The sequence below is a fragment of the Streptomyces sp. NPDC041191 genome (assembly GCF_055591945.1).
On sequence record NZ_JBVIZC010000011.1, the window covers coordinates 174,998 to 199,676 of the forward strand.

The following is a 24,679-nucleotide window of genomic DNA, read 5'->3' on the forward strand; positions in this document are numbered from 1 at the left end:
CCACTTTCAGGCCTTTCGTACGAGCCGGTTCCGCGTGAAGTGAGAGGTGTCCGGACTCAAGCGGCCCAGTGACGGTACGCCTCGATCCACTCCGCCCCTTCGGGCGCCGGGCTGGGCAACGGCAGATCCAGAATCCCGATCGACTGCCGGACGTGACCGCGAGGGCACAAGGCGACGATCTTGCCGTCGGGCGTGAGGTCGACGCCGCGCACCGTCACCCCGGCGCCGAGAACTGTGGTGGTGAAAGGCAGGGCGAGGTTCTCCTCAAGCACGGTGAACAGACCGGTCCGCTGCTCGCCCTCGCCGTAGGCGTCCACCGTCGCCTCGTCGATCATGGCCTCAAGCTCGGCCCTGTCCAGCGTGCCCATGACGCCACGGTAGCGGCCCGCATCACAACGTAGGCGTGGCTTCCCGAATCTGCTCCGTCAGCATATCCGTGCCAGCGGGATGCCCGCGTATCGTCGAGGTCATGCGTCTGAGCACGGTGATCCTCCCCATCCACCGATGGGCCGAAGGGCAGAAGATCTGGCGGCGGGCCGAAGACCTCGGCTTCCATGCCGCGTACACCTACGACCACCTGTCGTGGCGGTCGTTCCGGGACGGGCCGTGGTTCGGTGCCGTCCCCACGCTCACAGCCGCAGCTTCGGTTACACAGAGTACACGATTGGGTACCCTCGTGACCTCACCGAACTTCCGGCACCCGGTGACGCTCGCCAAGGACCTGATCACCCTGGACGACGTCTCCGGCGGACGGATCACCCTCGGCATCGGCGCGGGCGGCAACGGCTTCGACGCCACCGCGCTCGGTCAGGAGGCGTGGACGCCGAAGGAACGGGCCGACAGGTTCGCCGAGTTCGTGCCGCTGCTCGACCGCCTGCTCACCGAGGACGTGGTGACGGAGCGCGGCACGTTCTACGCGGCGGACGAGGTCCGCAACATCCCCGGCTGTGTCCAGCGCCCGCGGCTGCCGTTCGCCGTGGCGGCGACCGGGCCGCGCGGGATGCGGCTGGCCGCGCGGTACGGGCAGGCGTGGGTGACGACCGGCGACCCGAAGCTGTACGAGGCGGGGACCCCGGAGCAGTCGGTGGCGGCCCTGCGTGGCCAGGTCGAACGGCTCGGCGATGCCTGCGCGGAGTCCGGTCGGAAGGTCTCCGATCTGGACAAGGTCCTGCTCACCGGGTTCACCCCGGACCGGGGCCGCCCGCTGGAGTCGGTGGACGCCTTCGTCGACTTCGCCGGCCGCCACCGTGAGCTGGGCTTCACCGAGATCGTCCTCCACTGGCCGGTCCCGGACTCGGTCTTCGCCGCCGACCCGGCCGTCTTCGAACGGATCGCCACGGAAGCCCCGTCCCAGCTGGGCTGAGGCGTCCGGCCGCGGAGGCGGACCGCCGTGCCGCCCCGCGCCCATGGCCGTGGCAACGGCCCGGGGCGGCCGGGGCGGTCCCCGACCGGACCCGGCCGGGGACACGGCGATACGGTCCCGTCCCGAGCCAGGACCGCCCGTGCCGTACTCCCTCACTCCTCCGGCCACGCCACCCGGCGGGCGTGGCCGCGCCACAGGGCGAGCAGGGCCGGGGCGCCGACCGGGGCCGGACGGGTCGGGCAGACGTCGGAGTGACTGATCCGGCACGTCCCGGAAGACGTCGTGGCCCCCGGACCGACCACGGTCCCGTCGCCCGCCACGCGCCAGCGCAGGTCCGCCGGGACGGCGCGTACCGCCAGCTCTCCGGGCTCGACCGGAACCCAGCGGCCGCGCGCCGTCCGATGCCGTTCGGTGCGCGCCCCGCACCCCCGGCAGGCCGTGGAGGAGGGACCGCGCGCGTCCGGTACGGCGCTCCCCGGGCGGGACGCGGACGACACCGCGTCGGCCAGGCCGGCCAGGACCTCGCCCACCAGCACCGGCTCCCGCGCGGGCCGGTCCGCCCCGGTCCGCTCGCACTCCGAGCAGAGGGCCATCCCCAGACTCGCGACCCACGTCCCGTACGGAGCACCGCAGAAGTCGCACTCCGCGCTCCACCGGCCCGCGACCATGTCCGCCCCCAGGGATGTCGTCAGCTCGTAGGAACCTTCCCCGCCCACGGGGAAACGAACGGATGTTTACAGCCATGTCCGGGCGTCCCCCACGCGAACATCCCCGCACGCGCGTTCCCCGTCCACCGGCGTGCCGTCCGCCGCTTCCCCGTCCATCGGCTTCCCGTCCATCGGATTCCCTTCCACCGCCTCCCCGCTCCGGCACCGCGCGGCTCGTCCCGGACCCCGAGGCCCCCGGACGCGTGGCCCCGCCGGAACGCCCGTCCGCCCTCCCCGGCACCGACACCGGCGCCGGGCCCGCCGGACGCCCACCCGGTCTCCCGATCCGCCTCGCCCTCTCCCTCCCGCCACTCATATGTGCGACTCCCTGCACGCCCGTGCGCGCGATACGGAAGAATGGGGCGGTGACCTCTCCCCGTTCCCCGCGTTCTTCCGCCCCGGCGCCCCGGCTGATCGCCACCGATCTCGACGGCACGCTGCTCCGCGACGACAAGACCGTCTCCGAGCGCACGGTGGCCGCCCTCGCCTCGGCCGAGCGGGCCGGGATCGAGGTCTTCTTCGTCACCGGCCGCCCGGCCCGCTGGATGGACGTCGTCAGCGCCCACGTCCACGGGCACGGGATGGCGATCTGCGCCAACGGCGCCGCCGTCGTCGACCTCCACGCGGGAGGCGCCTTCCTGGAGGTCCGCCCGCTGGAACGGCCGGTCGCCCTCGACGTCGTCGAGGCCCTGCGCGCCGCCGCGCCCGGGACCTCCTTCGCCGTCGAGCTCACCACCGGCATTCACTACGAGCCCCACTACCCGCCCTTCTTCCTGGACCCCGGCGCCACCGTCGCCACCGCCGAGAAGCTGCTCTTCGAGGAGGAGGCGGGAGCGGCGGCCCCGGTGCTCAAGCTGCTCGCCCAGCACCCGGACCTCGATCCCGACGTGTTCCTGGACGTGGCCAGAACGGCGGCGGGCGATCTGGCCGCCTTCACCCGGTCCAGTCCCACCGCCCTCATCGAGATCAGCGCGCTCGGGGTCTCCAAGGCGTCCACCCTGGCCCTGTGCTGCGCCGAGCGCGGGATCGCGGCCGAGGAGGTCGTCGCCTTCGGGGACATGCCGAACGACATCGAGATGCTCAGCTGGGCGGGCCGCTCGTACGCGATGGGCAACGCCCACCCCGACGTGGTCACCGCGGCCACCGGCCGCACGGCCGGCAACAACGAGGACGGGGTGGCCGTCGTCATCGAACAGCTCGTCGCCGAGTCCCTGGCCGGGGCCCCGGACGTGTCGTAGGCCGAAGACCCGGGCTCCCGGACGCGTCATGGGGCGGGCTCCCGGGTCGTTCCCCTACAACGGCGCCTCCCAGATCAGCGTCGTACCGCCGCCGCCCTCCCCGATGCCCGGCCCGCACCAGCTCGCGCCCCCCAGGGACTCCGCCCGCCGGGCCAGATTGCGCAGGCCGCTGCGCCGCCCGCCCTCCGGGAGGCCGACGCCGTCGTCGGCGACCGAGAGGCGCACCCCTGCGGAGCCGTCGGGCAGGGTGGCCCCGGCGTCGACGACCACCTCGATCCGGTCGGCGCCCGCGTGCCGGAAGGCGTTGGACAGCGCCTCCCGCAGGGCGGCGACGAGGTTCTTGCCGGTGAGTTCGCCGACCGTCGAGTCGATCGGGCCGAGGAAACGATGGGCCGGCGTGAAGCCGAGCGGCACGGCCGCCATGTTGATCTCCCGCAGGACGCGGGTGCGCAGCCCCGCCGGCGCTTCGGCGGGGCCCTGCTGGAGCGCGAAGATCGCCGTGCGGATCTCCTGGATGGTGACGTCCAGTTCGTCCACGGCCTTGCCCACGCCCTCGCGCACGGCCGGCACGATCGACCGGCGCTGGGCGCTCTCCAGCATCATGCCGGTGGCGAAGAGCCGCTGGATGACCAGATCGTGCAGGTCACGGGCGATGCGGTCGCGGTCCTCGTACACGGCGAGGCGTTCCCGGTCCCGCTGCGCCTCGGCCATCATCAGGGCGAGTGCCGCCTGCGAGGCGAACTGCTCTGCGAGCGTCCGCTCACTCTCGGTGAACGGGCGGCCGCCCAGCAGCCGGGGCGTGGCGAGCGCGCCGAGCACCCGGCCCCCGCTCTGCAGCGGAAGGATCATGCTCGGTCCGTACTCGGAGGTCAGCGGGCCGATCACGCGCGGGTCCGTCGAGGCGTCCGTCAGGAAGACCGCCTCGCCCTCCAGGAGCCGCGCCACGGCGCTGCTCTCGGGCGGGATCACCACGCCCAGTGCCTTCGTGGGCCGCGGCGAGGAGACGGCGACGATCTCCAGGCCGCCCTCCTCCGCGGGGAGCAGCACGATGCCGACGTCCGCGCCGGCGAGACGGCGGGCCTGTTCGGCGACGACCGTGAGGGAGTCGTCGGCGTCGCCGCCGGAGAGCAGGGCGGTGGTGACGGCGACCGAACCGTCGATCCACCGTTCGCGCTGCCGCGCGGCCTCGTACAGACGGGCGTTGCCGATGGCGATGCCGGCCTCGGTGGCGAGCACCCGGACCATGTGCACGTCGTAGTCGTTGAACTCGCCCCCGCCGCGCTTCTCCGCGAGGTAGAGGTTGCCGAAGATCTCGCCCTGGACCCGGATGGGGACGCCGAGGAAGCTCCGCATCGGCGGGTGCCCGGGCGGGAAGCCCGCCGCGCGCGGATCCTTCGAGAGGTCGGCGAGCCGGATGGTGCCCGGGTCGCGGATCAGCGCTCCGAGCAGTCCCGCGTGCCCGTCGGGAAGGTGTCCGATCCGGCGGGCCACGTCCTCGTCGACGCCGAAGGTGACGAAGTCGGAGAGGCCGTCGCCCGCGTCGTCGACGACGCCGATCGCCGCGTACCGGGCGTCGGCGAGTTCGGCGGCGGTCTCGCAGATGCGGTCGAGGGTGGTGTGGAGTTCGAGTCCGGCGCCGACCGAGCGCATGGCCTCCAGGAGTTGCGGCACACGGGCGGTGAGCTCCGTGGACAGTCCCTGGAGGCCGCGGGCGGCAGCCTCCAGGGGGCGCGTGGACTCGTCGGCGGCTTCCGGGGGGTCCGTGGGCTCGTCGGCGGCTTCCGGGGGGTCCGGGGCGCCGGACTCGGTGGCGGTCATGCGCTTGAGCCTAATAAGCCCTATTTGCAGAGAAAAGTCGGCTGTCCCGCGCCGACCGCCCGGTCACCGTCGCGGTGGCGGGCACCGGCCGCCCCGTTCACCACGGCTGCGGCGAGCGAATCGGCCTCCCGTTCCCGCTCCAGCATCCGGCGCAGCGGGCCCTCCTCCGCCGCCAGCTCGGCGTACGGTCCGCGCTGCACGGCCCGCCCCCCGTCCAGGACGATCACCTCGTCGACGGCGTCGAGGCCGTACAGCCGGTGGGTGATGAGGACGGTGGTACGGCCCTCGGTGGCCCGCAGCAGGTCGTCGGTGAGCGCGTCGGCGGTGGCGAGGTCCAGGTGTTCGGCCGGCTCGTCCAGGAGGAGGACCGGGAAGTCCGCCAGGAGGGCCTGCGCGAGCGCGAGCCGCTGGCGCTGGCCGCCGGAGAGCCGGGCGCCGTGTTCGCCCACGAGGGTGTCCATCCCCCGCGGCAGTGCCTCCACCCAGTCGAGCAGCCGGGCCCGCCGCAGCGCCTCGCGCAGCTCCCCGTCGTCCGCGCCGACCCCGGCGAGCCGCAGGTTCTCGCGGACGGAGCTGTCGAAGAGGTGCGCGTCCTGGGCACAGAGGCCGACGAGGCGCCGTACCGCGTCCCCCTCCAGCTCCCGGGCGGGCACACCGCCGATCCGGTACGTGCCCTCCTCCACGTCCAGGAACCGCAGCAGCACCTGGGCGAGCGTGGTCTTCCCGGAGCCGGACGCACCGACGACGGCGACCCTGCGCCCGGCCTCCAGGGTGAGGTCAAAACCGGCGAGCGCCGGACGTTCCTGACCGGCGTACCGGGCGGAGACCCCGGTCAGCTCCAGCGGGAACGGCCCCTCGGGAGGCGCGACGGGCGTCCTCGGCTCGTGTACGGGCACGGGGGCGTCGAGCACGTCGAGGACCCGCTCGGCGCTGTGCTTGACGCGCTGCCGGTACTGGACGGCGAGCGGCAGCCCGGTCACGGCCTCGAAGGCGGCGAGGGGCGTCAGGACGACCACGGCGAGGGACACCCCGTCGAGCCGCCCGTCCCGTACGGCCTGGACGCCGACGACCGCGGCGGCCACGACCGTGAGGCCGCAGACCAGGGCGGAGAGCCCGGCGCCGAGCGCGGTGGCCGCGGCCTGCCGAGAGGCGATGCCGGTGAGCGTCCGGTCGACCGCCCGGGTCCGCTCGACACGGCTCCGCAGGGCGCCGGCCACCGTCAGCTCGGCGCAACCGCGGAGCAGGTCGGCCACGGCGGACGCCAGGGCGCCGCGCGCGGGGGCGAGTCGCCGTCCGGTCCGCCGGGCGAGGGCCCCGCCGACCGCGGGTACGGCGGTCCCCGCGACCAGCAGGCCCACGGCGAGGACGGCACCGGCCTCGGGCAGCAGCCAGGCGGTGAACCCGGTGGACACGGCGCCCACAACGAGCGCGGTGCCCGCCGGGAGCAGCCATCGCAGCCAGTAGTCCTGGAGCGCGTCGACGTCCTGGACGAGCCGGGCGAGCAGGTCGCCGCGACCGGTGCGCCGCAGTCCGGCGGGGGTGATCCGTTCCAGCCGCCGGTAGACGGAGACCCGCAGGTCGGCGAGCATCCGCAGGACGGCGTCGTGCGAGACGAGCCGTTCGGCGTACCGGAAGACGGCCCGGCCGATGCCGAAGGCGCGCGTGGCGGTGACCGCCATCATCAGGTGGAGCACGGGCGGCTGTTCGGAGGCCCGGGAGATGAGCCAGCCGGACACGGCCATGAGTCCGACGGCGGAACCGAGGGCGAGACTTCCGAGCGACAGGGCGAGCGCCATGCGTCCCTTGAGCGCCCCCGCCATGTCCCGGACCCGCCGCAGCACACCGCGCGGGTCCGTGGCGCCGACCGGGCCGCGCGGTTCACCGTCGACGGTTCCGTCCACGCCGGTCCGGGCTCCCGCACCGGCCGGGTCCGGCCCGGTCCCCTCGGCCGTATCGTCCCCGTCGGCGGCCGTCGCCGTGCCGACGTCACCGGCCGCGTCCGGCGTCCCGTCCGGACCGGCGCCGCCGGCGGGGACCGGCCCGTCGGCCGCGGTCGCTGCGGCGGCAGCCGGACCCGCCAGGCTCACCACCCGGTCCGCCACCGCGAGGAGCGCCGGACGGTGGACCACCAGCAGAACCGTCCGGCCGGCCGCGAGACGCCGGACCGCGTCGACCACGCCCGCCTCCGTCTCGCCGTCCAGCGCGGCCGTGGGCTCGTCGAGCAGCAACAGGGGCCGGTCGGCCAGGAAGGCACGGGCGAGCGCGAGCCGCTGCCGCTGCCCCGCCGAGAGCCCGGCACCGTCCTCGCCGAGCAGGGTCTCGGGCCCGTCCGGGAGACCCGCGACGAACCCGTCCGCCCCCGCGTCGCGCAGGGCCTCCCGGACCGCTTCGTCGGTGGCGTCCGGGCGGGCAAGGCGTACGTTCTCGGCGATCGTCCCCGCGAAGAGGTACGGACGCTGCGGCACCCAGGCGATCCGCGACCGCCACTCCTCCGCGTCGAGCGCCGCGAGGTCCCGGCCGCCGACCCGCACGGAACCGCCCGGTTCCGGGGCTGTGAAGCCGAGCACCACGTCGAGCAGCGTCGACTTCCCGGCGCCGCTCGGTCCGACCAGGGCCACCGTCTCGCCCGGCTCGACGGTCAGCGTCACCGCGTCGAGCGACGGTTCGGTCCGTCCGGCGTGGCGCACCGTCACGGTGTCCAGTTCCAGGCGCACGGAGTCCGGCACCGCCCCCGTGCCGCCCTCCCGGACCGGCCGCTCCAGGACGGCGAAGATCTCCTCCGCGGCGGCGAGCCCCTCAGCGGCCGCGTGGTACTGGGCCCCCACCTGCCGCAGCGGGAGGTACGCCTCGGGAGCCAGGATCAGGATGACGAGTCCGGTGGAGAGGTCGAGATCGCCGTGGACCAGTCGCATGCCGATGGTCACGGCGACCAGGGCGACGGACAGCGTGGCGAGCAGTTCGAGGGCGAAGGAGGAGAGGAAGGCGATCCGCAGCGTGCGCATCGTCGCCTGCCGGTACGCGGAGGTGATCGCGCGGATCGACTCGGCCTGGGCCTTCGCCCGGCCGAAGATCTTGAGGGTGGGCAGACCGGCCACCACGTCCAGGAAGTGACCGGAGAGCCGCGAGAGCAGCTTCCACTGCCGGTCCGTCCGGGCCTGGGTGTACCAGCCGATGAGGACCATGAAGAGCGGGATGAGCGGCAGCGTGACGACGATGATCGCCGCCGACACCCAGTCCTCGGTGACGATCCGGGCCAGGACCGCCACCGGCACGACCACCGCGAGTCCCAGCTGGGGCAGGTAGCGGGCGAAGTAGTCGTCGAGCGCGTCCACGCCCCGCGTCGCGAGGGCGATCAGCGAACCGGTCCGCTGACCGCCGAGCCATCCGGGACCGAGGGCGGCGGCGCGGACGAGGAGCCGGCCGCGCAGTTCGGACTTGACCGCCGCGCTCGCCCGGTGGGCGGCGAGTTCGGTCAGCCAGGAGACCACCCCCCGCGCCACCGCCACTCCGGCGAGCAGCAGCAGGGGGGTGGTCAGGGCGGACACCGGTCGGCCCTCCTGGAAGGCCCCCACCACGATCTCGGAGATGAGCATCGCCTGGGCGACGACCAGCGCCGCTCCGAGGAGGCCGAGCACGACCACCGCGATCAGGAAGAGACGGGTGGCCCTGGCGTACCGGAGCAGACGCGGATCGATCGGTTTCACGTGAAACATGCCCCTCTGGTGAGCGTCGGCCTGGTTTCCACGGCGGTCCTCAGTGGGCGTCGGCGATGTGCTGCGTGCCGATCCGCTTGCGGAACACCCAGTAGGTCCAGCTCTGGTAGAGCAGCACCAGCGGGGTCGCGATCGCGGCGCACCACGTCATGATCTTGAGCGTGTACGGGCTCGACGAGGCGTTCGTCACGGTGAGGCTCCACGCCGGGTCGAGCGAGGAGGGCATGACGTCCGGGAAGAGCGCGAGGAAGAGCATCGCCACCGAGGCGGCGATCGTGATCCCCGAGAACGCGAACGACCAGCCCTCGCGCCCCGCTCCGATGGCGACGATCGCGCCGACGAGCGCCACCGCCGCGACCGCCGTCGCCACCAGGCTCCAGCCGTTCCCCGTGTGGACCTGGGTCCAGATCAGGAAGGCGAGCGCGAGCACCGCCGTGACCGGCCCCAGCCTGAGCGCGAGCGCGCGTGCCCGGACCCGGATGTCCCCGACCGTCTTGAGCGAGGCGAAGACCGCGCCGTGGAAGGTGAACAGGGTGAGCGTGACCAGGCCGCCGAGGAGCGCGTACGGGTTGAGCAGGTCCCCGAGGGTGCCGACGTACTCCATGTCCCCGTCGATCCGCACGCCCCGGACGATGTTGCCGAAGGCCACGCCCCAGAGGAACGCGGGCAGCAGCGAGGTCCAGAAGATGGCCTGCTCCCAGTTGTGCTGCCACTTCTCCCCGGACCGCTTGACCCGGTACTCGAAGGCGACGCCCCGGATGATCAGGCAGACCAGGATGAGCAGCAACGGCAGGTAGAAGCCCGAGAACAGCGTCGCGTACCACTCGGGGAACGCGGCGAAGGTCGCGCCGCCGGCGGTGAGCAGCCACACCTCGTTGCCGTCCCAGACGGGGCCGATGGTGTTGATGAGGACCCGCTTCTCGACCCGGTCGCGGGCGAGCAGCTTGGTCAGGACACCGATCCCGAAGTCGAACCCTTCGAGGAAGAAGTAGCCGGTCCAGAGGACGGCGATGAGTACGAACCAGACGTCGTGGAGTTCCATGCCTCGATCTCCTGAGCCTCAGTACGAGAAGGCCATGGGCCGGTCGGGGTCACGGGTGTCCCCGCCGATCCTGGTGGGCGGGTTGAGGTCGTCGTCGGTCAGCTCGGGCGGCCCCGCCTTGACGTACTTGACGAGGAGCCTGACCTCGACGACCGCGAGGACGGCGTAGAGCAGGGTGAAGACGAGCATGGAGGTGAGGACCTCGCCCTGGGAGACACCGGGGGAGACGGCGTCACGGGTGCGCAGCACGCCGTAGACCACCCACGGCTGGCGGCCCATCTCGGTGAAGATCCAGCCCCAGGAGTTGGCGATCAGCGGGAAGAGCATCGTCCAGAGGGCGACGATCCAGTACCAGCGGCCGATCCGGTGGCTGAGGGCCTTGTTCTTGAAGAGGACCAGGTTCGGCACCTCGTCCTCGCCCGTCCGCAGCCCCGGCGCCAGCATGAACTTCTTCCGGGTCAGCCAGAGGCCGATCATGCCCAGAGTCAGGGAGGCCATGCCGAAGCCGATCATCCAGCGGAAGCCCCAGTAGGCGACGGGGATGTTGGGCCGGTAGTCGCCGGGGCCGTACTTCTCCTGCTCGGCCTTGTTGACGTCGTTGATGCCGGGCACGTACGAGCTGAAGTCGTCGTTCGCGAGGAAGGAGAGCAGCCCGGGGACCTCGACGGCGACCTTGTTGTGGCCCTTGTCGACGTCTCCGTAGGCGAAGATCGAGAAGGGCGCGGGGGCCTCCCCGTCCCAGAGCGCCTCGGCGGCGGCCATCTTCATCGGCTGCTGCTTGAACATGACCTTGCCGAGCAGGTCGCCGCTGACGGCGGTGCCGAGACCGGCGATGATCAGGGTGATCAGACCGAGCCGCAGGGAGGTCCGCATCACCGGGACGTGCTTCTTGCGCGCCAGGTGGAAGGCGGATATGCCGACCATGAACGCGCCGCCGACCAGGAAGGCCGCCGTGATGGTGTGGCAGAACTGGGCGACGGCGGTGTTCTGGGTGAGCACGTGCCAGAAGTCGGTGAGCTCCGCCCGGCCGCGCTCCTCGTTGATCCGGTAGCCCACGGGGTGCTGCATCCAGGAGTTGGCCGCCAGGATGAAGTACGCGGAGAGGACCGTGCCGATCGACACCATCCACATGCAGCCGAGGTGGATCTTCTTCGGCAGCTTGTCCCAGCCGAAGATCCACAGGCCGATGAAGGTCGACTCGAAGAAGAAGGCGATGAGCGCCTCGAAGGCGAGCGGGGCGCCGAAGATGTCACCGACGAAACGCGAGTAGTCGGACCAGTTCATGCCGAACTGGAACTCCTGCACGATGCCGGTGACCACGCCCATGGCGATGTTGATCAGGAAGAGCTTGCCCCAGAACTTCGTCGCCCTGAGGTACTTCTCGTTCTCCGTCCGCACCCAGGCCGTCTGGAGCCCTGCGGTGAGGGCGGCCAGGGAGATCGTCAGGGGGACGAAGAGGAAGTGGTAGACGGTGGTGATGCCGAACTGCCAACGCGCCAGAGTCTCTGGCGCAAGAGCGAGGTCCACGTCGGTCTCTCCTTACATCGCCGTGGTCATATCGGCGGCTCGCCCTCCCATACCGGCCGTACCGGCATGAACAGGACACGCTTGTGAACGCGTTCACATTCACAAGCATTATGGCTCACGTGAAACCCGTACGTGTCTTCGGGGTCCCCGCCGGGCACGTCTCTTTCCTCACATCCGGCCCCGCACGAAAGGGCCCCGCGAGCGGGATCGCTCGCGGGGGCCGGGTCTCGGGGCCCGTACCGGACCGGGCCCCGGAAACCTGACGCGTCGGATCGCCAGGGGGCCGGCCGGGCCGTTCCTCAGAGCTCCTTGCGGAAGCCCTCGGCCGCCTGGAGGAAGAGGTCGTTCGCCTCTCCCTCGCCGATCGTGACGCGCACGCCCTCGCCCGCGAAGGGCCGCACCACCACCCCGTGCCGCTCGCACGCCTCCGCGAAGTCCGCCGTCCGCTCGCCGAGCCGCAGCCAGACGAAGTTCGCCTGGGTGTCCGGCACGGTCCAGCCCTGGGCCACCAGGGCCGCGTGGACCCGCTCGCGCTCGGTCACCAGCGATCCGACCCGGCCCAGCAGCTCGTCCTCGGCCCGCAGCGAGGCCACCGCCGCGTCCTGCGCCAGCTGGCTCACGCCGAACGGCACGGCCGTCTTGCGCAGCGCCGCCGCCACCGGCTCGTGGGCGATCGCGAAGCCGACCCGCAGTCCGGCCAGACCGTACGCCTTGGAGAAGGTGCGCAGCACGGCGACGTTGGGGCGGTCGCGGTACAGCTCGACGCCGTCCGGGACCTCGGCGTCGCGCACGAACTCCCGGTACGCCTCGTCGAGCACGACCAGGACGTCGGAGGGCACCCGGTCGAGGAACCGCTCCAGCTCGGCCCGGCGCACGGCGGTTCCCGTGGGGTTGTTCGGATTGCAGACGAAGATCAGCCGGGTCCGGTCGGTGATCGCCTCCGCCATCGCGTCGAGGTCGTGCACCTCGCCGTCGGTCAGTGGCACCTGCACCGAGGTGGCCCCGCTGATCTGCGTGATGATCGGGTACGCCTCGAAGGAGCGCCAGGCGTAGATCACCTCGTCGCCCGGTCCCGAGGTGGCCTGGATCAGCGACTGCGCGATCCCGACCGAGCCGGTGCCCGTGGCCAGGTGGGAGACGGGCACGCCGAAGCGCTCGGCCAGCTCCGCCATCAGACCGGTGCAGGCCATGTCGGGGTACCTGTGGAAGGTGTCGGCGGCGGCCACCACGCTCTCCAGGACCCCCGGCAACGGCGGATAGGGGTTCTCGTTGGAGGACAGCTTGAAGGCCACGGGGCCGCCCTGGGCGGCCGGCTTGCCCGGCTTGTAGGTGGGGATACCGTCCAGCTCGGCGCGCAGCCTGGGGCTGCCGGTGCTCGTCCCGCTGGTCTCGCTCACAGTGTGGCCTCCTCGACCGTACGTACCACCAATACTCCTCACCTTATGAGGATTCGCCTCCGGTGCGAATGGGCTGTGGACAACGGGAAGGACACGCCGTGCGGTCGCGCCCGGGGCTTCCCCGACAGGGGGGAGCGCGCGCCCGGGTGGCGCGCGCCGGTGGCGAACGCCGTGGCGCGCGTCCCCCGTAGAGGTGAGTTGAGACCACTTCCCGACCGCGCCCCCTCATCAGGTCCATGCCGCTCGACACCCGGGAAACACAGGCACTTTCCCCCAACTTCCTTTGCTTTTATGGATTTTGGGCGCTTCGGATCATGCAGAAACGTGCCTGTCCATGCCCGCATATGCGGCCGTCCCGACCGCCCTCCCTCGCCCTACTATCAGCTCGCCATGACAGCAGCAGGGAAGCATCAGGTGAGCCGGGCACAGACCCGCGGAAACCGGCAGGGCCGGGCAGGCATCCGGGACGTGGCCGCCGCCGCCGGGGTCTCCATCACGACGGTCTCCGACGCGCTCAACGGGAAGGGCCGGCTCCCCGACGCCACCCGCCGCCACGTCCGCGAGGTCGCCGACCGGCTGGGTTACCGCCCGTCGGCGGCGGCCCGCACGCTCCGTACCGGCAAGTCGGGACTCATCGGCCTGACCGTGACCACGTACGGGGATGAACCTTTCACCTTCACCGAATTCGCGTACTTCGCGGAGATGGCCAGGGCGGCCACGTCGGCCGCGCTCGCGCGGGGCTACGCCCTGGTCATCCTGCCCGCCACCTCCCGCCACGACGTCTGGTCGAACGTCGCCCTCGACGGCACCGTCGTCATCGACCCCTCCGACCACGACCCGGTCGTCACCGAACTGGTCCGTCAGGGCCTCCCCGTCGTCTCCGACGGGCGCCCCGCCGGCACCCTTCCGGTCACCGCCTGGGTCGACAATGACCACGAAGCCGCCGTCCTCGACCTGCTCGACCACCTCGCCGACGCCGGCGCCCGCCGCATCGGCCTCCTGACCGGCACCACCACCGACACGTACACCCGCCTCTCCACCACCGCGTACCTCAACTGGTGCGCGCGCGTGGGGCAGGACCCCGTCTACGAGTCGTATCCGGCGCACGATCCGTGCGCGGGCGCCGTCGCGGCCGACCGGCTGCTCGCCCGCCCGGACCGTCCCGACGCCGTGTACGGCCTCTTCGACCCCAACGGAACCGACCTCCTCGCGGCCGCGCGCCGCTACGGGCTCCGCGTCCCGGACGACCTCCTGCTGGTCTGCTGCAGCGAGTCGGCCGGCTACGCGACGACCGAACCGCCCATCACCACGCTCTCGCTCAAGCCGCGCCGGATCGGCACGGCCGTCGTCCAGCTCCTCATCGACGCCATCGAAGGGGCCGAGAGCGACGGCCCGGTCGAACAGGTGATACCCACCGAGCTCATCGTCCGCACCTCCTCGCAGCGCCGTCCGCCCCGCACGACGGTCAGCCCGCCGCGCTCGCCCGCGAAGGACTGACCTCCCGCGAACGGCCCTTCGCACACGCCGTTCCCGTCCCTGCCCCGGGGCGGGAACGGCGAAACCGAACACCACACCGGCCACGACCCTGGATCACATCTTCCCAATTCGGGCGAAACGACCGGTGAACCCGGAGTGGACCCGGATTCACCACCCTGGTGCGTCCCACAGGAGGACCCTCATTCCTATGATGGGCGGACGACACCGCGGACCACCCCGACCAGGCCGGTCCGCGATGTGCAGGGCATCGCGACGGTGGTGGAGGGGTCGATGACTCAGGGGGCCGGTCAGGAGCCCGTGGTACGCACGGCGACACTGCGTGACTTCCGCGTACCGCCGTACGCGCGCGTACCCGTACAGGGCCATGCCGCCGAGCCGTCGGCCCCGCGGCCTCCGTCGGCGGCCGGGCCGGTGGAACACCCGTACGCGGAGCATGCGCGCGCGGAGCCGTCGCACACGACCCCTCACGCGGAGTCGTCACCGCCGGGCCCCTCGTACGCGAAGCCCCCGCAGGGCGCGCACCCGGCGCCGGGCCAGGCACCTCCCCCGCCCGCCGTGCCCCCCGCGCCCGCCGGGCACCCCGCCGCGGCGATCCGCCAGGACCCCGCCGGAACCCTTCCCCCCGTCGCGTCCTCCCCCGTCGAGGCCGTGCCGCTCCCGGCGCGCGAGGCCGCGCGGCAGCCGGCCGCGCCCCCGGCCACAACGCCGCGGGCCGTCGCGCCCCTGCCCGCCGATCCGACCCTGCGCCTGGGCCACCGCACCGCGCCCGCGCGCACCGACGCGGACGGCACGGACGCCGGCTCCTCCGCCGTTCCCACCGCCTCCGTGCCCGCCGAGCACTCCGGCCACCCGGGCAACGCCTTCCCCGAGGGCGAGATCCCCGAGGGCTACACGCCGACCGAACGCGATCTGCCCGTCATCAACCGGGGCGACACCGTCCAGGTCCACGTCGCCCCCGCGCCCGCCCCCGCCGGCGAGCCCGCGTCCGGCGAAGGACCCGGCCCCCTCTTCGTCGTCGGCGACGTCCACGGCTACCTCGACGAACTCCTCGCGGCGCTCCGCGCCCAGGGTCTCGTCGACGAGAACGGCGGCTGGGCCGCGGGCAACGCCCGTCTCTGGTTCCTCGGCGACTTCACCGACCGCGGCCCCGACGGCATCGGCGTCATCGACCTGGTCATGCGTCTCTCCGCCGAGGCCGCCGCCGCCGGCGGCTACTGCAAGGCCCTCATGGGCAACCACGAGCTGCTGCTCCTCGGCGCCAAGCGTTTCGGCGACACCCCGGTCAACTCCGGAGCGGGCACCGCCACCTTCCAGGCCGCCTGGCTGCTCAACGGCGGCCAGAAGCAGGACATGGACCGGCTCCAGGACGTCCACCTCCAGTGGATGTCACGGCTCGACGCCGTGGTGCTGGAGGACGACCACCTCCTCGTGCACTCGGACACCACCGCGTACCTCGAATACGGCGAGACCATCGAGGACGTCAACGAAACCGTCCACGAGATCCTCAACCGGAACGACGCCGACGAGGTCTGGGACGTCTTCCGGAAGTTCACCAAGCGCTTCGCGTTCCGTGACGACGGCGGCCCGCAGGCCGTCCAGGAGCTGCTCTCCACCTACGGCGGCCACCGGATCGTGCACGGCCACAGCCCGATCCCCTACCTCCTCGGCCAGGTCGGCACCGAGGACGGTGAGGAGAACGCACGCCCGGCCGTCGTCGGACCGCACGTCTACGCCGACGGACTCGCGATCGCGATGGACGGCGGAGTGACCATGGCCGGAAAACTACTGGTGGTCCAACTCCCCCTGACCGACTGACCTATCACCCTGCGCATCCGAGAAGGGCGATTTCCGGAAACACCCTGTCAGCCCGTGGCACCGCCGCCCTACCATCGGGTCCATCCGTAGCAGGCTCTCCTCCGTTTCCGCCCGACCCACCGTATTCCCACGGCTGAACCGGGCCTACGGAGCATCGGGGGATGCACATGAACGTGGCTCCGCACCTGCTGACCGAGGATCGCGCCGAGTACGAGCGGGTCCTCGACGACGCACTGAGCACCGCCCACGCACGTCCGGAACTCGCCGGAGTGGGCACCCGGCTGACGACCGCGCAACTGCGGGCGATGACGCTGAACGCGACAGCTCTGGTCACCTCCGCCGCCGCGAACGAGTACGACCACTTCGTCAGGGTCCGTGAGCGGAGCCGCGCGTCCGCCGGGACCCGTACCCCGCCCCCGTACGACCTCCCCGGGCCCGGCGCGGGTGTCGTCGCGATCGTCACCGTCATGGTCCCCGTCCTCGCGGGCACCGCCGCCGTCGTCCTCCTCCTGGTCGGAGGGGTGCTGCGCGCCCTCGCCCCCACCGTGGCGTTCGGCGCGACGCTGCTGACGGCCGGGCTGGTCTTCGGCTCCCTCGCCGTCGCCGGCCTGCTCTGCGCCGGCGCCGGGCTCCTCGTGACGGCCCTGCGCAACAGCCCGGTCGCGGTGAACGCGGGCGGCCCGCCCACCGCTCCGGACGACGAACTCTCCCGCGCCCGCGAGACCTGGCGCCTCGCACTGCTCGAACGCGGCATCCTCCCCTTCCTCCGGGACGCCCTCGCCGCCACCGATCCCGCCGAACCCTGAGGAGACGGCGGGCCGGCCGACGCGCCGAGGCCGTCGGCCGGCCCGCCGGGTCAGTCCGCCAGCGGCAGGTAGACGCGGCCGCCGCCCGCCGCGAACTCCCGGGACTTCTGCGCCATGCCGGCCTCGATCTCCTGTTCCGTACCGCCGTGCTCGCGACGGATGTCCTGGGAGATCTTCATCGAGCAGAACTTCGGGCCGCACATCGAACAGAAGTGCGCGGTCTTCGCGGGTTCCGCCGGCAGCGTCTCGTCGTGGAACTCGCGTGCGGTGTCCGGGTCGAGCGCCAGGTTGAACTGGTCCTCCCAGCGGAACTCGAAGCGCGCGTCCGAGAGCGCGTCGTCCCACTCCTGCGCGCCCGGGTGCCCCTTGGCGAGGTCCGCCGCGTGGGCCGCGATCTTGTACGTGATGACTCCGGTCTTGACGTCGTCGCGGTTGGGCAGGCCCAGGTGTTCCTTGGGCGTCACGTAGCAGAGCATCGCCGTGCCCCACCAGGCGATCATCGCCGCACCGATGCCGGAGGTGATGTGGTCGTACGCGGGCGCCACGTCCGTCGTCAGCGGGCCGAGGGTGTAGAACGGCGCCTCCTCGCAGATCTCCTGCTGGAGGTCGATGTTCTCCTTGATCTTGTGCATCGGGACGTGTCCCGGGCCCTCGATCATCGTCTGCACGTGGTGCCGCTTGGCGATGGTGTTCAGCTCGCCGAGCGTGCGCAGCTCCGCGAACTGCGCCTCGTCGTTGGCGTCCGCGATCGAACCGGGGCGCAGGCCGTCGCCGAGCGAGTACGTGACGTCGTACGCCGCCAGGATCTCGCAGAGCTCCTCGAAGTGTGTGTAGAGGAAGTTCTCCTTGTGGTGCGCGAGGCACCAGGCGGCCATGATCGAGCCGCCGCGCGAGACGATGCCGGTCTTGCGGCGTGCGGTGAGCGGCACGTACGGCAGGAGTACGCCGGCGTGCACCGTCATGTAGTCCACGCCCTGCTCGGCCTGTTCGACCACCGTGTCCTTGTAGATCTCCCAGCTCAGCTCCTCGGCCCTGCCGTCCACCTTCTCCAGGGCCTGGTAGAGCGGCACGGTGCCGATCGGCACGGGGGAGTTGCGCAGCACCCACTCGCGGGTGGTGTGGATGTTGCGGCCGGTGGACAGGTCCATGACCGTGTCGGCGCCCCACTTGGTCGCCCAGGTCATCTTCTCCACCTCCTCCTCGATGGAGGAGGTGACGGCGGAGTTGCCGATGTTGGCGTTGACCTTCACCAGGAACCGCTTGCCGATGATCATCGGCTCGATCTCCGGGTGGTTGACGTTCGCCGGGAGCACGGCCCGGCCCGCGGCGATCTCCTCCCGCACGACCTCGGGGGAGACGTTCTCCCGGATCGCGACGTACTCCATCTCTGGCGTGATCTCGCCACGGCGGGCGTACGCGAGCTGCGTCACCGCCAGGCCCTCACGGCCCCGGCGGGGCAGACGCGGGCGGCCGGGGAAGACGGCGTCGAGGTTCTTGAGGCCACCGCCGCGCGGCGAGGTGTGCTTGATGCCGTCGTCCTCGGGGCGGACCGGGCGGCCCGCGTACTCCTCGGTGTCACCGCGCGCGACGATCCAGTTCTCGCGCAGCGGCGGAAGGCCCCGCCGCACGTCGGTGTCGACGGCCGGGTCGGTGTACGGGCCGGACGTGTCGTACAGCGTGACGTCCCTGCCGTTGGTGAGGTGCACCTGACGGACCGGCACCCGAAGATCGGGGCGCGAGCCCTGGACGTACCCCTTGTGCCAGCCCGGCGTGCGCTGCTGTCCGTCGGCCCGGTTCTGGTCGGAGGCAGGCGTGCGTGCGTCCTGAATGGTCATGAGACCGAATCTCCCTACGCCGGCATTACCCGGTAACAGGTTCGGCGGTCGGCGCAGCCCTTCCCGTACGTACGTCGGTACGCGCGTACGGTGATCAGCGCCCTCTCAGCCCGGTGCTCCGAGCTCCCGCGTGTGCAAAGGTGCCACCACGCTAACGCCCTTCCGGGCGTGCTGAACAGTGGGCCTCCGGCGTTCTTGCGATGATCGGTCGGTGACTTTCCCCCAGCAGACCCCCGAGCCGCACGACCACACCCACGGCCCGGCTCCCTCCCACGGCCACGGGCACGGGAGCGGAACCGGGCACGACCGGGGATCCGGACACGGGCACAGCCACAGTCACGGCCCCGCCGCTCCGGTCTCCCGGCACCTGCGCAAGGTCATCGCCGCCGTCCTGATCCCCTTCGCCACCGCCGTCGTGGTCGGGCTCGCGGTCCTGTGGCCCGGCGGCACCCCCGCGCACGAACGCACGGGCGTCGGTTTCGACCGGCGGACCGAGCAGGGCCGGGTCGTCTCCGTCGAGTCCGTCGACTGCAAGGTCGTGAACGTCGGCCAGGTCCCGCCGACCGGGGACACCTCCACCCCGGAGGGGCGCGAGGCGGTCGACGCCCAGCGCGGGCAGTGCGGGAAGGCGACGATCGAGGTCACCACCGGTCCGAACAAGGGGCGCGAGTTCACCGAGATCGTCCAGCCCGGCGCGCCGCGCCAACTGCACGAGGGCCAGGGCGTGGTGGTGGCGTACGCCCCCGACGCCCCGCACGACCTCCAGTACTCGGTGACGGACGTGAACCGCAAGCTGCCGATGGCGCTGCTCGCCGGCGTCTTCGCCCTCGCGGTCGTGGTGGTCGGCCGGCTGCGGGGGCTCATGGCCCTGATCGCGCTGGTCGTGAGTTTCCTGGTGCTGACGTTCTTCATCCTGCCGGCGATCCTGCAGGGGTCGAACCCGCTGGTCGTGGCGGTGGTCGGATCGAGCGCGATCATGCTGATCGCGCTCTACATGTGCCACGGGCTCTCGGCCCGCACCTCGGTCGCGGTGCTCGGCACGCTGATCTCGCTGCTGCTGATCGGCCTGCTCGGCTCCCTCTTCATCGGCTGGGCGTCGCTCAGCGGCAACACCGACGACAACACCGGGCTGATCCACGGGCTCTACCCGGAGATCGACATGTCCGGCCTGCTCCTGGCCGGGGTCATCATCGGGTCGCTCGGCGTGCTCGACGACGTGACGGTCACGCAGACGTCGGCCGTCTGGGAACTCCACCAGGCCGACCCGACCATGGGGCCGCGCGGGCTCTACCGGGCGGGCATCCGGATCGGCCGCGACCACATCGCCTCGGTCGTGAACACGCTGGTGCTCGCCTACGCGGGCGCCGCCCTCCCCCTGCTGCTCCTCTTCTCCATCGCGCAGAGCAGCATGGGGACGGTGGCCAACAGCGAGCTGGTCGCCGAGGAGATCGTCCGGACGCTGATCGGTTCGATCGGCCTGGTGGCGTCCGTTCCGGTCACCACGGCGCTCGCGGCCCTGGTGGTCTCCGCCGACCGTACGGAGGGCTCTCGGCAGCCGGGGACGGGCAGCCGGAACTCCGCTCCGACACGGGGTGGACGCCGCCGCCGCGCCAAGTGAGGCACCCGGCCCGGCGGCCCGACGACAGGGCTGCCCGGCACCGGGATGTCCTGGTGTCACAACAGCGCGTCGGCACAACGGCTCGGTGTCACGACCGCACGATGATGCGACGACGTGACGACACGACGGCTCGGTACCGAGGCAGACCGGCACCACCACGGGCCGACGGCGTGACGGTCCGGTGGTTCGACGGCGCGCCGGCTCGGGGGGACGGCAACGCAGAAGGGCCGGATGTCGGTACGGGTCGGATCACGCGGTGACGGAAAGAGTACGGATCAGGCGGGCCCTGCGTTCTCCTCGGCCAGAATCCTGCCCAGCGCGGCCTCCAGGTTCCCTTCGAAGTCACCCAGTGTCCGTTCCTGACCGAGCGGAACCAGCTTGTCCGTACGGTCGAGGAACGCGACGAGGGGAGGTGCGCTGGCCCGGAAGAGGGCGCGGTCGCTGCCGACCTGGAGCCGGATGGTGACGTCCGAGAGCCGCTCGGGCTCCGTCGGGGCGATGTGCACATCGCCGTCGCCGCTCGGCCGGTTGATTCCGTCGAGCAGCAACTCCCGGCCGAAGGCCCAGGTGACGGGCGCGTCCCCGGGAAGGTGGAACGTCATGCGCACCGCGTAGGGGTCCCGGGCCTCATACCGCAGTTCGACCGGGATCTTGAAAGAGAGCTCCTCGGAGACGAGGAAGCTCATCAGGACCTCGGCCTGAACCGACTCTCGCATCATGTACCCCGCAGTAGATGGAGCAGTTGTGTAAACACAGCTGCTGAAAGCTGTGACCGAAACGGCCAGGAATGATCCCCCGTGGCCCTCTTGACGCAATCGTGCTGTAAGCACTAGCAGATCACAAGGAGTGATTTTTCAGATACTGATAGAGAGGACGACCGAACTGAAGAGCGCACCGATCTCTGTACGTAGTCGCTCGATCGCCGGGAGCAACCGATCTTCCTGATGAAGGGGCACGGAAATCGCCATCGCGGCCGCCGTGGAGCCCGCAGTGAGGGGGATCGCGGCACAGACCGTGCCAAGTGCATATTCCTGACGCTCCACCAGGGGTTCCATTCTCCCCAAAGCGCCCAAACGATCCAAAAGCGCCTGGCGGTTACGCACCGTGTACGGGGTGATGGATTCCACCGGGTACCGGTCAAGGTGGTCTTGACGAGTTTTCGAATCGAGTTGCCCCAGCAGACACTGCCCGATCGCATGGGCGTGCGCGGTCTCGCGGAAGTCGGCCCATTCCTCCACGGCGGGGGCGGAGGGGGTGTCGGCGACGGCGACGAGCTCCACCTCTCCCTCGCGGTAGAGGGCGAAGTAGATCGGGACCCCGATCTCGTCCCGCCAGCGGGCGAGAGAATTCTCGATCTTGATGCGACGATTCTGCACGGCTCCGCTGCCGGCCAGTCGGACGGCGGCGTCTCCCAGGAAGAACGCGCCCTTCTCGCGGAGCAGATAGCCCTCGTGCGTCAGGGTGCGGAGCAGGTGGTACGTGGTGGGCAGCGGAAGGCCCGTCTCGCGGGCGAGTTGCTTGGCCGGGGCGCCCTCCCGGTGGGAGGCCACCGCCTCCAGGAGTCTCAGCGCTCTCTGCACCGAGCCGATCAGAGTAGGCGCGGTCGTCTGCGTAGCTGTGGCCAAAGGTCACCCCCAGGCGTGACGACGGATGCACCGCACCCGCCCGCGGGGGCCGCCCCCGCGCCCGCCGGGCCTGGGAAACCGCTGATCAGTAAGGATGCCTACGCCTGTAGTCCCCATCGCGGCGGAGAGATTCCACTGTAGTGGCAGCCCTTGGGCCCTCACCCCGTACAGCCCGGCCCGTTCCCCCGCCCGGGCTAACACTCCCCACCGCCGTCATACCGACGGGCAATCGTTGCTACCAGTCCTGACGCGACCGTCCCGAAGAGCTGAACTTCCGTACGACGTAAATCAGTCCGGCAACGAGGGCCACGAAGAGCAACACCTTGAAGAGGAGGCCGATCACGACGGTCAGAACGCTGGTGATCAGCCCGCCGAAGACGAGCAGCACAAGGGCGGGTATGGCCACCCACCTCACCCACCAGGGCGTCCCCGCGAGAATCTCCCGTACGGCCATCGTCCTACCTCGCTTCCGCAGATCCGCTCCGCACACTCCGTGCCGAACACCTCAAGGCTAGGCGCCGGAAGGAACCCACGGGGGGCCCGCAGCCCCCGCTCTCCCCTGATCCACCCCCTAGGGGCCCGGCCTCCGCGGGCTCGGGAATCCCAGGGGTTCAGCTCTCCGGGGGCGAGAAGACCACCATGACCCGCAGGTCCTCGCTGATGTGGTGGAACTTGTGCTCCACCCCGGCCGGCACGTAGACCACGCTGCCGCGCGCCACCTGGGTCGTCTCGGTGCCGACCGTGATCGCCGCCCGGCCGCTCACCACGAAGTACACCTCGTCCTGACGGTGCGGCTGTTGCGGGTCGAGCTCTCCGGCGTCGAGCGCGTACAGGCCGACCGACATGTTCCGCTCCCGCAGGAACTGGAGGTACGCCCCCTTGTTCGCGGCACGCTCCGCCTCCAGCTCGTCCAGTCGGAATGCCTTCATCGTCCGTTCGCCCCTGCCCTCGGCCCGACCGTGTCTGCCACGATCGGGCTCATGATGAATTTCGTGGTCAAGACGCTCGCCAACGCGGGCGCCCTGGGAGTCGCCATCTGGCTGCTCCAGGACATCACCCTGACCGGTGAGAGCACCGGCAAGAAGGCCCTGACGCTCATTCTCGTCGCCCTGGTCTTCGGCGTGGTGAACTTCTTGGTGAAGCCTGTCGTCCAGTTGTTCACCCTTCCCCTCTTCATCCTGACACTCGGCCTGTTCACCCTGGTCGTCAACGCCCTGATGCTCCTCCTCACCTCCTGGCTGGCCGACAAGCTCGACCTCAGCTTCCACGTGGAGGGCTTCTGGACCGCCGTCCTGGGCGGCCTGATCATCTCCGTCGTCTCGTGGGCACTGAACGTCGTGCTCCCCGACAACGACTGAGCGCCCGCCGTGACGCACGAGGAACACCCTTCCGGCACGGACCGGACGGACGCCACGCTCGGAGACGGGACACGTGCGGTGCGCGCCGGGCTCCCCGACCCCGTGAAGTACGAGCCGACCCTTCCGGGTCCGGTCTTCGCCGCGCATTTCCACCTGCCGGGAGAACCGACCGGCCCGTACACCTACGGCCGTGACGAGAACCCCACCTGGACCCATCTGGAACGGGCGATCGGCGAGCTGGAGGCGCCGGGGGAGGAAGGCGTCGAGACGCTGGTCTTCGCTTCCGGCATGGCCGCGATCTCCGCCGTCCTGCTCTCCCAGCTGAGGTCCGGCGACGTGGTGGTCATGCCCACCGACGGCTATCAGGCGCTGCCCCTTCTCCACGAGCAGCTGCGGGCGTACGGAGTCGAGGTCCGCACCGCGCCGACGGGTGACGACGGGCAGCTCACCGTGCTCGAAGGGGCCCGGTTGCTGTGGATCGAGACCCCCTCCAACCCGGGTCTCGACGTCTGCGACATCCGCCGCCTGGTGCGCGAGGCGCATGCCGTGGGCGCGCTCGTCGCCGTCGACAACACCCTCGCCACCCCGCTCGGCCAGCGCCCCCTCGAACTGGGTGCGGACTTCTCCGTCGCCAGCGACACCAAGGGCATGACCGGGCACGGCGACGTCCTGCTCGGCCATGTGAGCTGCCGCGACCCCCGGCGGGCGGCGGAGGTACGGCGCTGGCGCAAGATCGTCGGTGCCATTCCCGGGCCCATGGAAGCCTGGCTCGCCCACCGCTCGCTCGCCACGCTCCAGCTGCGGCTCGACCGGCAGTGCTCCACCGCGCTGGAACTGGCGCGGACGTTCACCGGCCGGCCGGACGTCACCGGGCTGCGCTACCCGGGGCTGCCCGGTGACCCCTCGCACACGGTGGCCGCCCGGCAGATGCGGCGCTTCGGGCCCGTGGTCTCCTTCGAACTGGCGGACCGGAAGCGGGCCGAGCGGTTCCTGGAGGAGCTGCGGCTCGTGGACGACGCCACCAGCTTCGGCGGGGTGCGTTCCACGGCGGAACGGCGCGGGCGCTGGGGCGGGGACGCGGTCGCGGAGGGCTTCGTCCGCTTCTCGGTCGGCGCCGAGGACCCCGAAGACCTGATCGCCGACGTGCTGCGGGCCCTCGACGCGGCGGGGTCCGCCGGCTGAGCCCCGGCCCGGGTGCGCGTACGGAGCAGGGCGTTCCGGCCCCTCGTGGCTCGGAACGCCCCGGCACCCCGAGCGGAAACCGCTCGCCCGGGACCGGCCGGCCGGGCGCCCCCCGTCACCGGGCCCCGGAGCCCCCGC

At 71.6% G+C, this 24,679-nt stretch carries 20 protein-coding genes; 8 read left to right on the plus strand and 12 right to left on the minus strand.

What is annotated here, in order from left to right; translation table 11 throughout:
• Positions 1–56: 56 nt before the first annotated feature.
• Complete coding sequence (locus tag ACZ6AQ_RS22600) at positions 57–368, minus strand: hypothetical protein (protein WP_468761727.1); 312 nt, start codon at positions 366–368, stop codon at positions 57–59.
• A gap of 101 nt (positions 369–469) precedes the next feature.
• On the opposite strand from ACZ6AQ_RS22600, the gene ACZ6AQ_RS22605 reads away from it, so the two are divergent.
• Positions 470–1,363 carry an LLM class flavin-dependent oxidoreductase gene (locus ACZ6AQ_RS22605; protein ID WP_468761729.1) on the plus strand — a complete coding sequence of 298 codons (894 nt, stop codon included), beginning with the start codon at positions 470–472 and terminating at the stop codon, positions 1,361–1,363.
• A 152-nt stretch (positions 1,364–1,515) separates the two neighbouring features.
• Here ACZ6AQ_RS22605 and ACZ6AQ_RS22610 read toward each other — a convergent pair whose 3' ends face one another.
• A complete protein-coding gene (locus ACZ6AQ_RS22610) occupies positions 1,516–2,079 on the minus strand; it encodes a DUF6083 domain-containing protein (protein WP_468761731.1) in 564 nt (187 codons plus the stop codon).
• 356 nt (positions 2,080–2,435) lie between these two features.
• Here ACZ6AQ_RS22610 and ACZ6AQ_RS22615 point away from each other — a divergent pair, with 356 nt between their 5' ends.
• Positions 2,436–3,308: a Cof-type HAD-IIB family hydrolase gene (locus tag ACZ6AQ_RS22615; protein WP_468761733.1), complete on the plus strand. Its 873-nt coding sequence runs from the start codon at positions 2,436–2,438 to the stop codon at positions 3,306–3,308.
• A 54-nt stretch (positions 3,309–3,362) separates the two neighbouring features.
• On the opposite strand, the gene ACZ6AQ_RS22620 is transcribed toward ACZ6AQ_RS22615, so the two are convergent.
• From ACZ6AQ_RS22620 to hisC, 5 genes are all read right to left on the minus strand, one after another.
• Positions 3,363–5,126, minus strand: coding sequence for a GAF domain-containing sensor histidine kinase (locus ACZ6AQ_RS22620; protein ID WP_468761735.1), 1,764 nt, complete (start codon positions 5,124–5,126; stop codon positions 3,363–3,365).
• A 20-nt stretch (positions 5,127–5,146) separates the two neighbouring features.
• On the minus strand, positions 5,147–8,839 hold the full coding sequence (gene cydD / locus ACZ6AQ_RS22625; protein ID WP_468761737.1) for a thiol reductant ABC exporter subunit CydD: 3,693 nt from the start codon (positions 8,837–8,839) through the stop codon (positions 5,147–5,149).
• A 40-nt stretch (positions 8,840–8,879) separates the two neighbouring features.
• Positions 8,880–9,881: a cytochrome d ubiquinol oxidase subunit II gene (gene cydB, locus ACZ6AQ_RS22630; protein ID WP_468761739.1), complete on the minus strand. Its 1,002-nt coding sequence runs from the start codon at positions 9,879–9,881 to the stop codon at positions 8,880–8,882.
• Positions 9,882–9,899: 18 nt separating this feature from the next.
• The gene (locus tag ACZ6AQ_RS22635) at positions 9,900–11,408 is read right to left on the minus strand and encodes a cytochrome ubiquinol oxidase subunit I (RefSeq protein ID WP_468761741.1); all 1,509 of its coding nucleotides are present in this window, start codon (positions 11,406–11,408) and stop codon (positions 9,900–9,902) included.
• Between the two features lie 299 nt (positions 11,409–11,707).
• The gene (gene hisC, locus ACZ6AQ_RS22640; protein ID WP_468761743.1) at positions 11,708–12,805 is read right to left on the minus strand and encodes a histidinol-phosphate transaminase; all 1,098 of its coding nucleotides are present in this window, start codon (positions 12,803–12,805) and stop codon (positions 11,708–11,710) included.
• A 390-nt stretch (positions 12,806–13,195) separates the two neighbouring features.
• Here hisC and ACZ6AQ_RS22645 point away from each other — a divergent pair, with 390 nt between their 5' ends.
• From ACZ6AQ_RS22645 to ACZ6AQ_RS22655, 3 genes are all read left to right on the plus strand, one after another.
• The gene (locus tag ACZ6AQ_RS22645; protein ID WP_388690188.1) at positions 13,196–14,302 is read left to right on the plus strand and encodes a LacI family DNA-binding transcriptional regulator; all 1,107 of its coding nucleotides are present in this window, start codon (positions 13,196–13,198) and stop codon (positions 14,300–14,302) included.
• Positions 14,303–14,857: 555 nt separating this feature from the next.
• Positions 14,858–16,117 carry a metallophosphoesterase gene (locus tag ACZ6AQ_RS22650; protein WP_468761745.1) on the plus strand — a complete coding sequence of 420 codons (1,260 nt, stop codon included), beginning with the start codon at positions 14,858–14,860 and terminating at the stop codon, positions 16,115–16,117.
• Positions 16,118–16,278: 161 nt separating this feature from the next.
• Positions 16,279–16,923: a hypothetical protein gene (locus ACZ6AQ_RS22655; RefSeq protein ID WP_468761747.1), complete on the plus strand. Its 645-nt coding sequence runs from the start codon at positions 16,279–16,281 to the stop codon at positions 16,921–16,923.
• A 50-nt stretch (positions 16,924–16,973) separates the two neighbouring features.
• Here the strand turns inward: ACZ6AQ_RS22655 and thiC are convergent, their stop codons facing one another.
• Positions 16,974–18,758: a phosphomethylpyrimidine synthase ThiC gene (gene thiC, locus ACZ6AQ_RS22660; RefSeq protein ID WP_468761749.1), complete on the minus strand. Its 1,785-nt coding sequence runs from the start codon at positions 18,756–18,758 to the stop codon at positions 16,974–16,976.
• Between the two features lie 211 nt (positions 18,759–18,969).
• On the opposite strand from thiC, the gene ACZ6AQ_RS22665 reads away from it, so the two are divergent.
• The gene (locus tag ACZ6AQ_RS22665) at positions 18,970–20,376 is read left to right on the plus strand and encodes a YibE/F family protein (protein WP_468761751.1); all 1,407 of its coding nucleotides are present in this window, start codon (positions 18,970–18,972) and stop codon (positions 20,374–20,376) included.
• 275 nt (positions 20,377–20,651) lie between these two features.
• Here the strand turns inward: ACZ6AQ_RS22665 and ACZ6AQ_RS22670 are convergent, their stop codons facing one another.
• The 4 genes from ACZ6AQ_RS22670 to ACZ6AQ_RS22685 form a co-directional block, all read right to left on the minus strand.
• On the minus strand, positions 20,652–21,092 hold the full coding sequence (locus tag ACZ6AQ_RS22670; protein ID WP_388690613.1) for an SsgA family sporulation/cell division regulator: 441 nt from the start codon (positions 21,090–21,092) through the stop codon (positions 20,652–20,654).
• A gap of 138 nt (positions 21,093–21,230) precedes the next feature.
• Positions 21,231–21,956 (minus strand): IclR family transcriptional regulator, encoded by a 726-nt coding sequence (locus ACZ6AQ_RS22675; RefSeq protein ID WP_468761753.1) that lies wholly within the window; start codon positions 21,954–21,956, stop codon positions 21,231–21,233.
• Positions 21,957–22,236: 280 nt separating this feature from the next.
• Positions 22,237–22,455, minus strand: a complete 219-nt coding sequence (locus tag ACZ6AQ_RS22680; RefSeq protein ID WP_468761755.1) for a DUF5326 family protein — start codon at positions 22,453–22,455, stop codon at positions 22,237–22,239.
• Positions 22,456–22,612: 157 nt separating this feature from the next.
• Positions 22,613–22,930 (minus strand): cupin domain-containing protein, encoded by a 318-nt coding sequence (locus tag ACZ6AQ_RS22685; protein WP_030204915.1) that lies wholly within the window; start codon positions 22,928–22,930, stop codon positions 22,613–22,615.
• Positions 22,931–22,981: 51 nt separating this feature from the next.
• On the opposite strand from ACZ6AQ_RS22685, the gene ACZ6AQ_RS22690 reads away from it, so the two are divergent.
• Complete coding sequence (locus ACZ6AQ_RS22690) at positions 22,982–23,359, plus strand: phage holin family protein (protein ID WP_388690198.1); 378 nt, start codon at positions 22,982–22,984, stop codon at positions 23,357–23,359.
• Positions 23,360–23,368: 9 nt separating this feature from the next.
• Positions 23,369–24,541 (plus strand): cystathionine gamma-lyase, encoded by a 1,173-nt coding sequence (locus ACZ6AQ_RS22695; RefSeq protein WP_468761757.1) that lies wholly within the window; start codon positions 23,369–23,371, stop codon positions 24,539–24,541.
• Positions 24,542–24,679 lie beyond the last annotated feature (138 nt).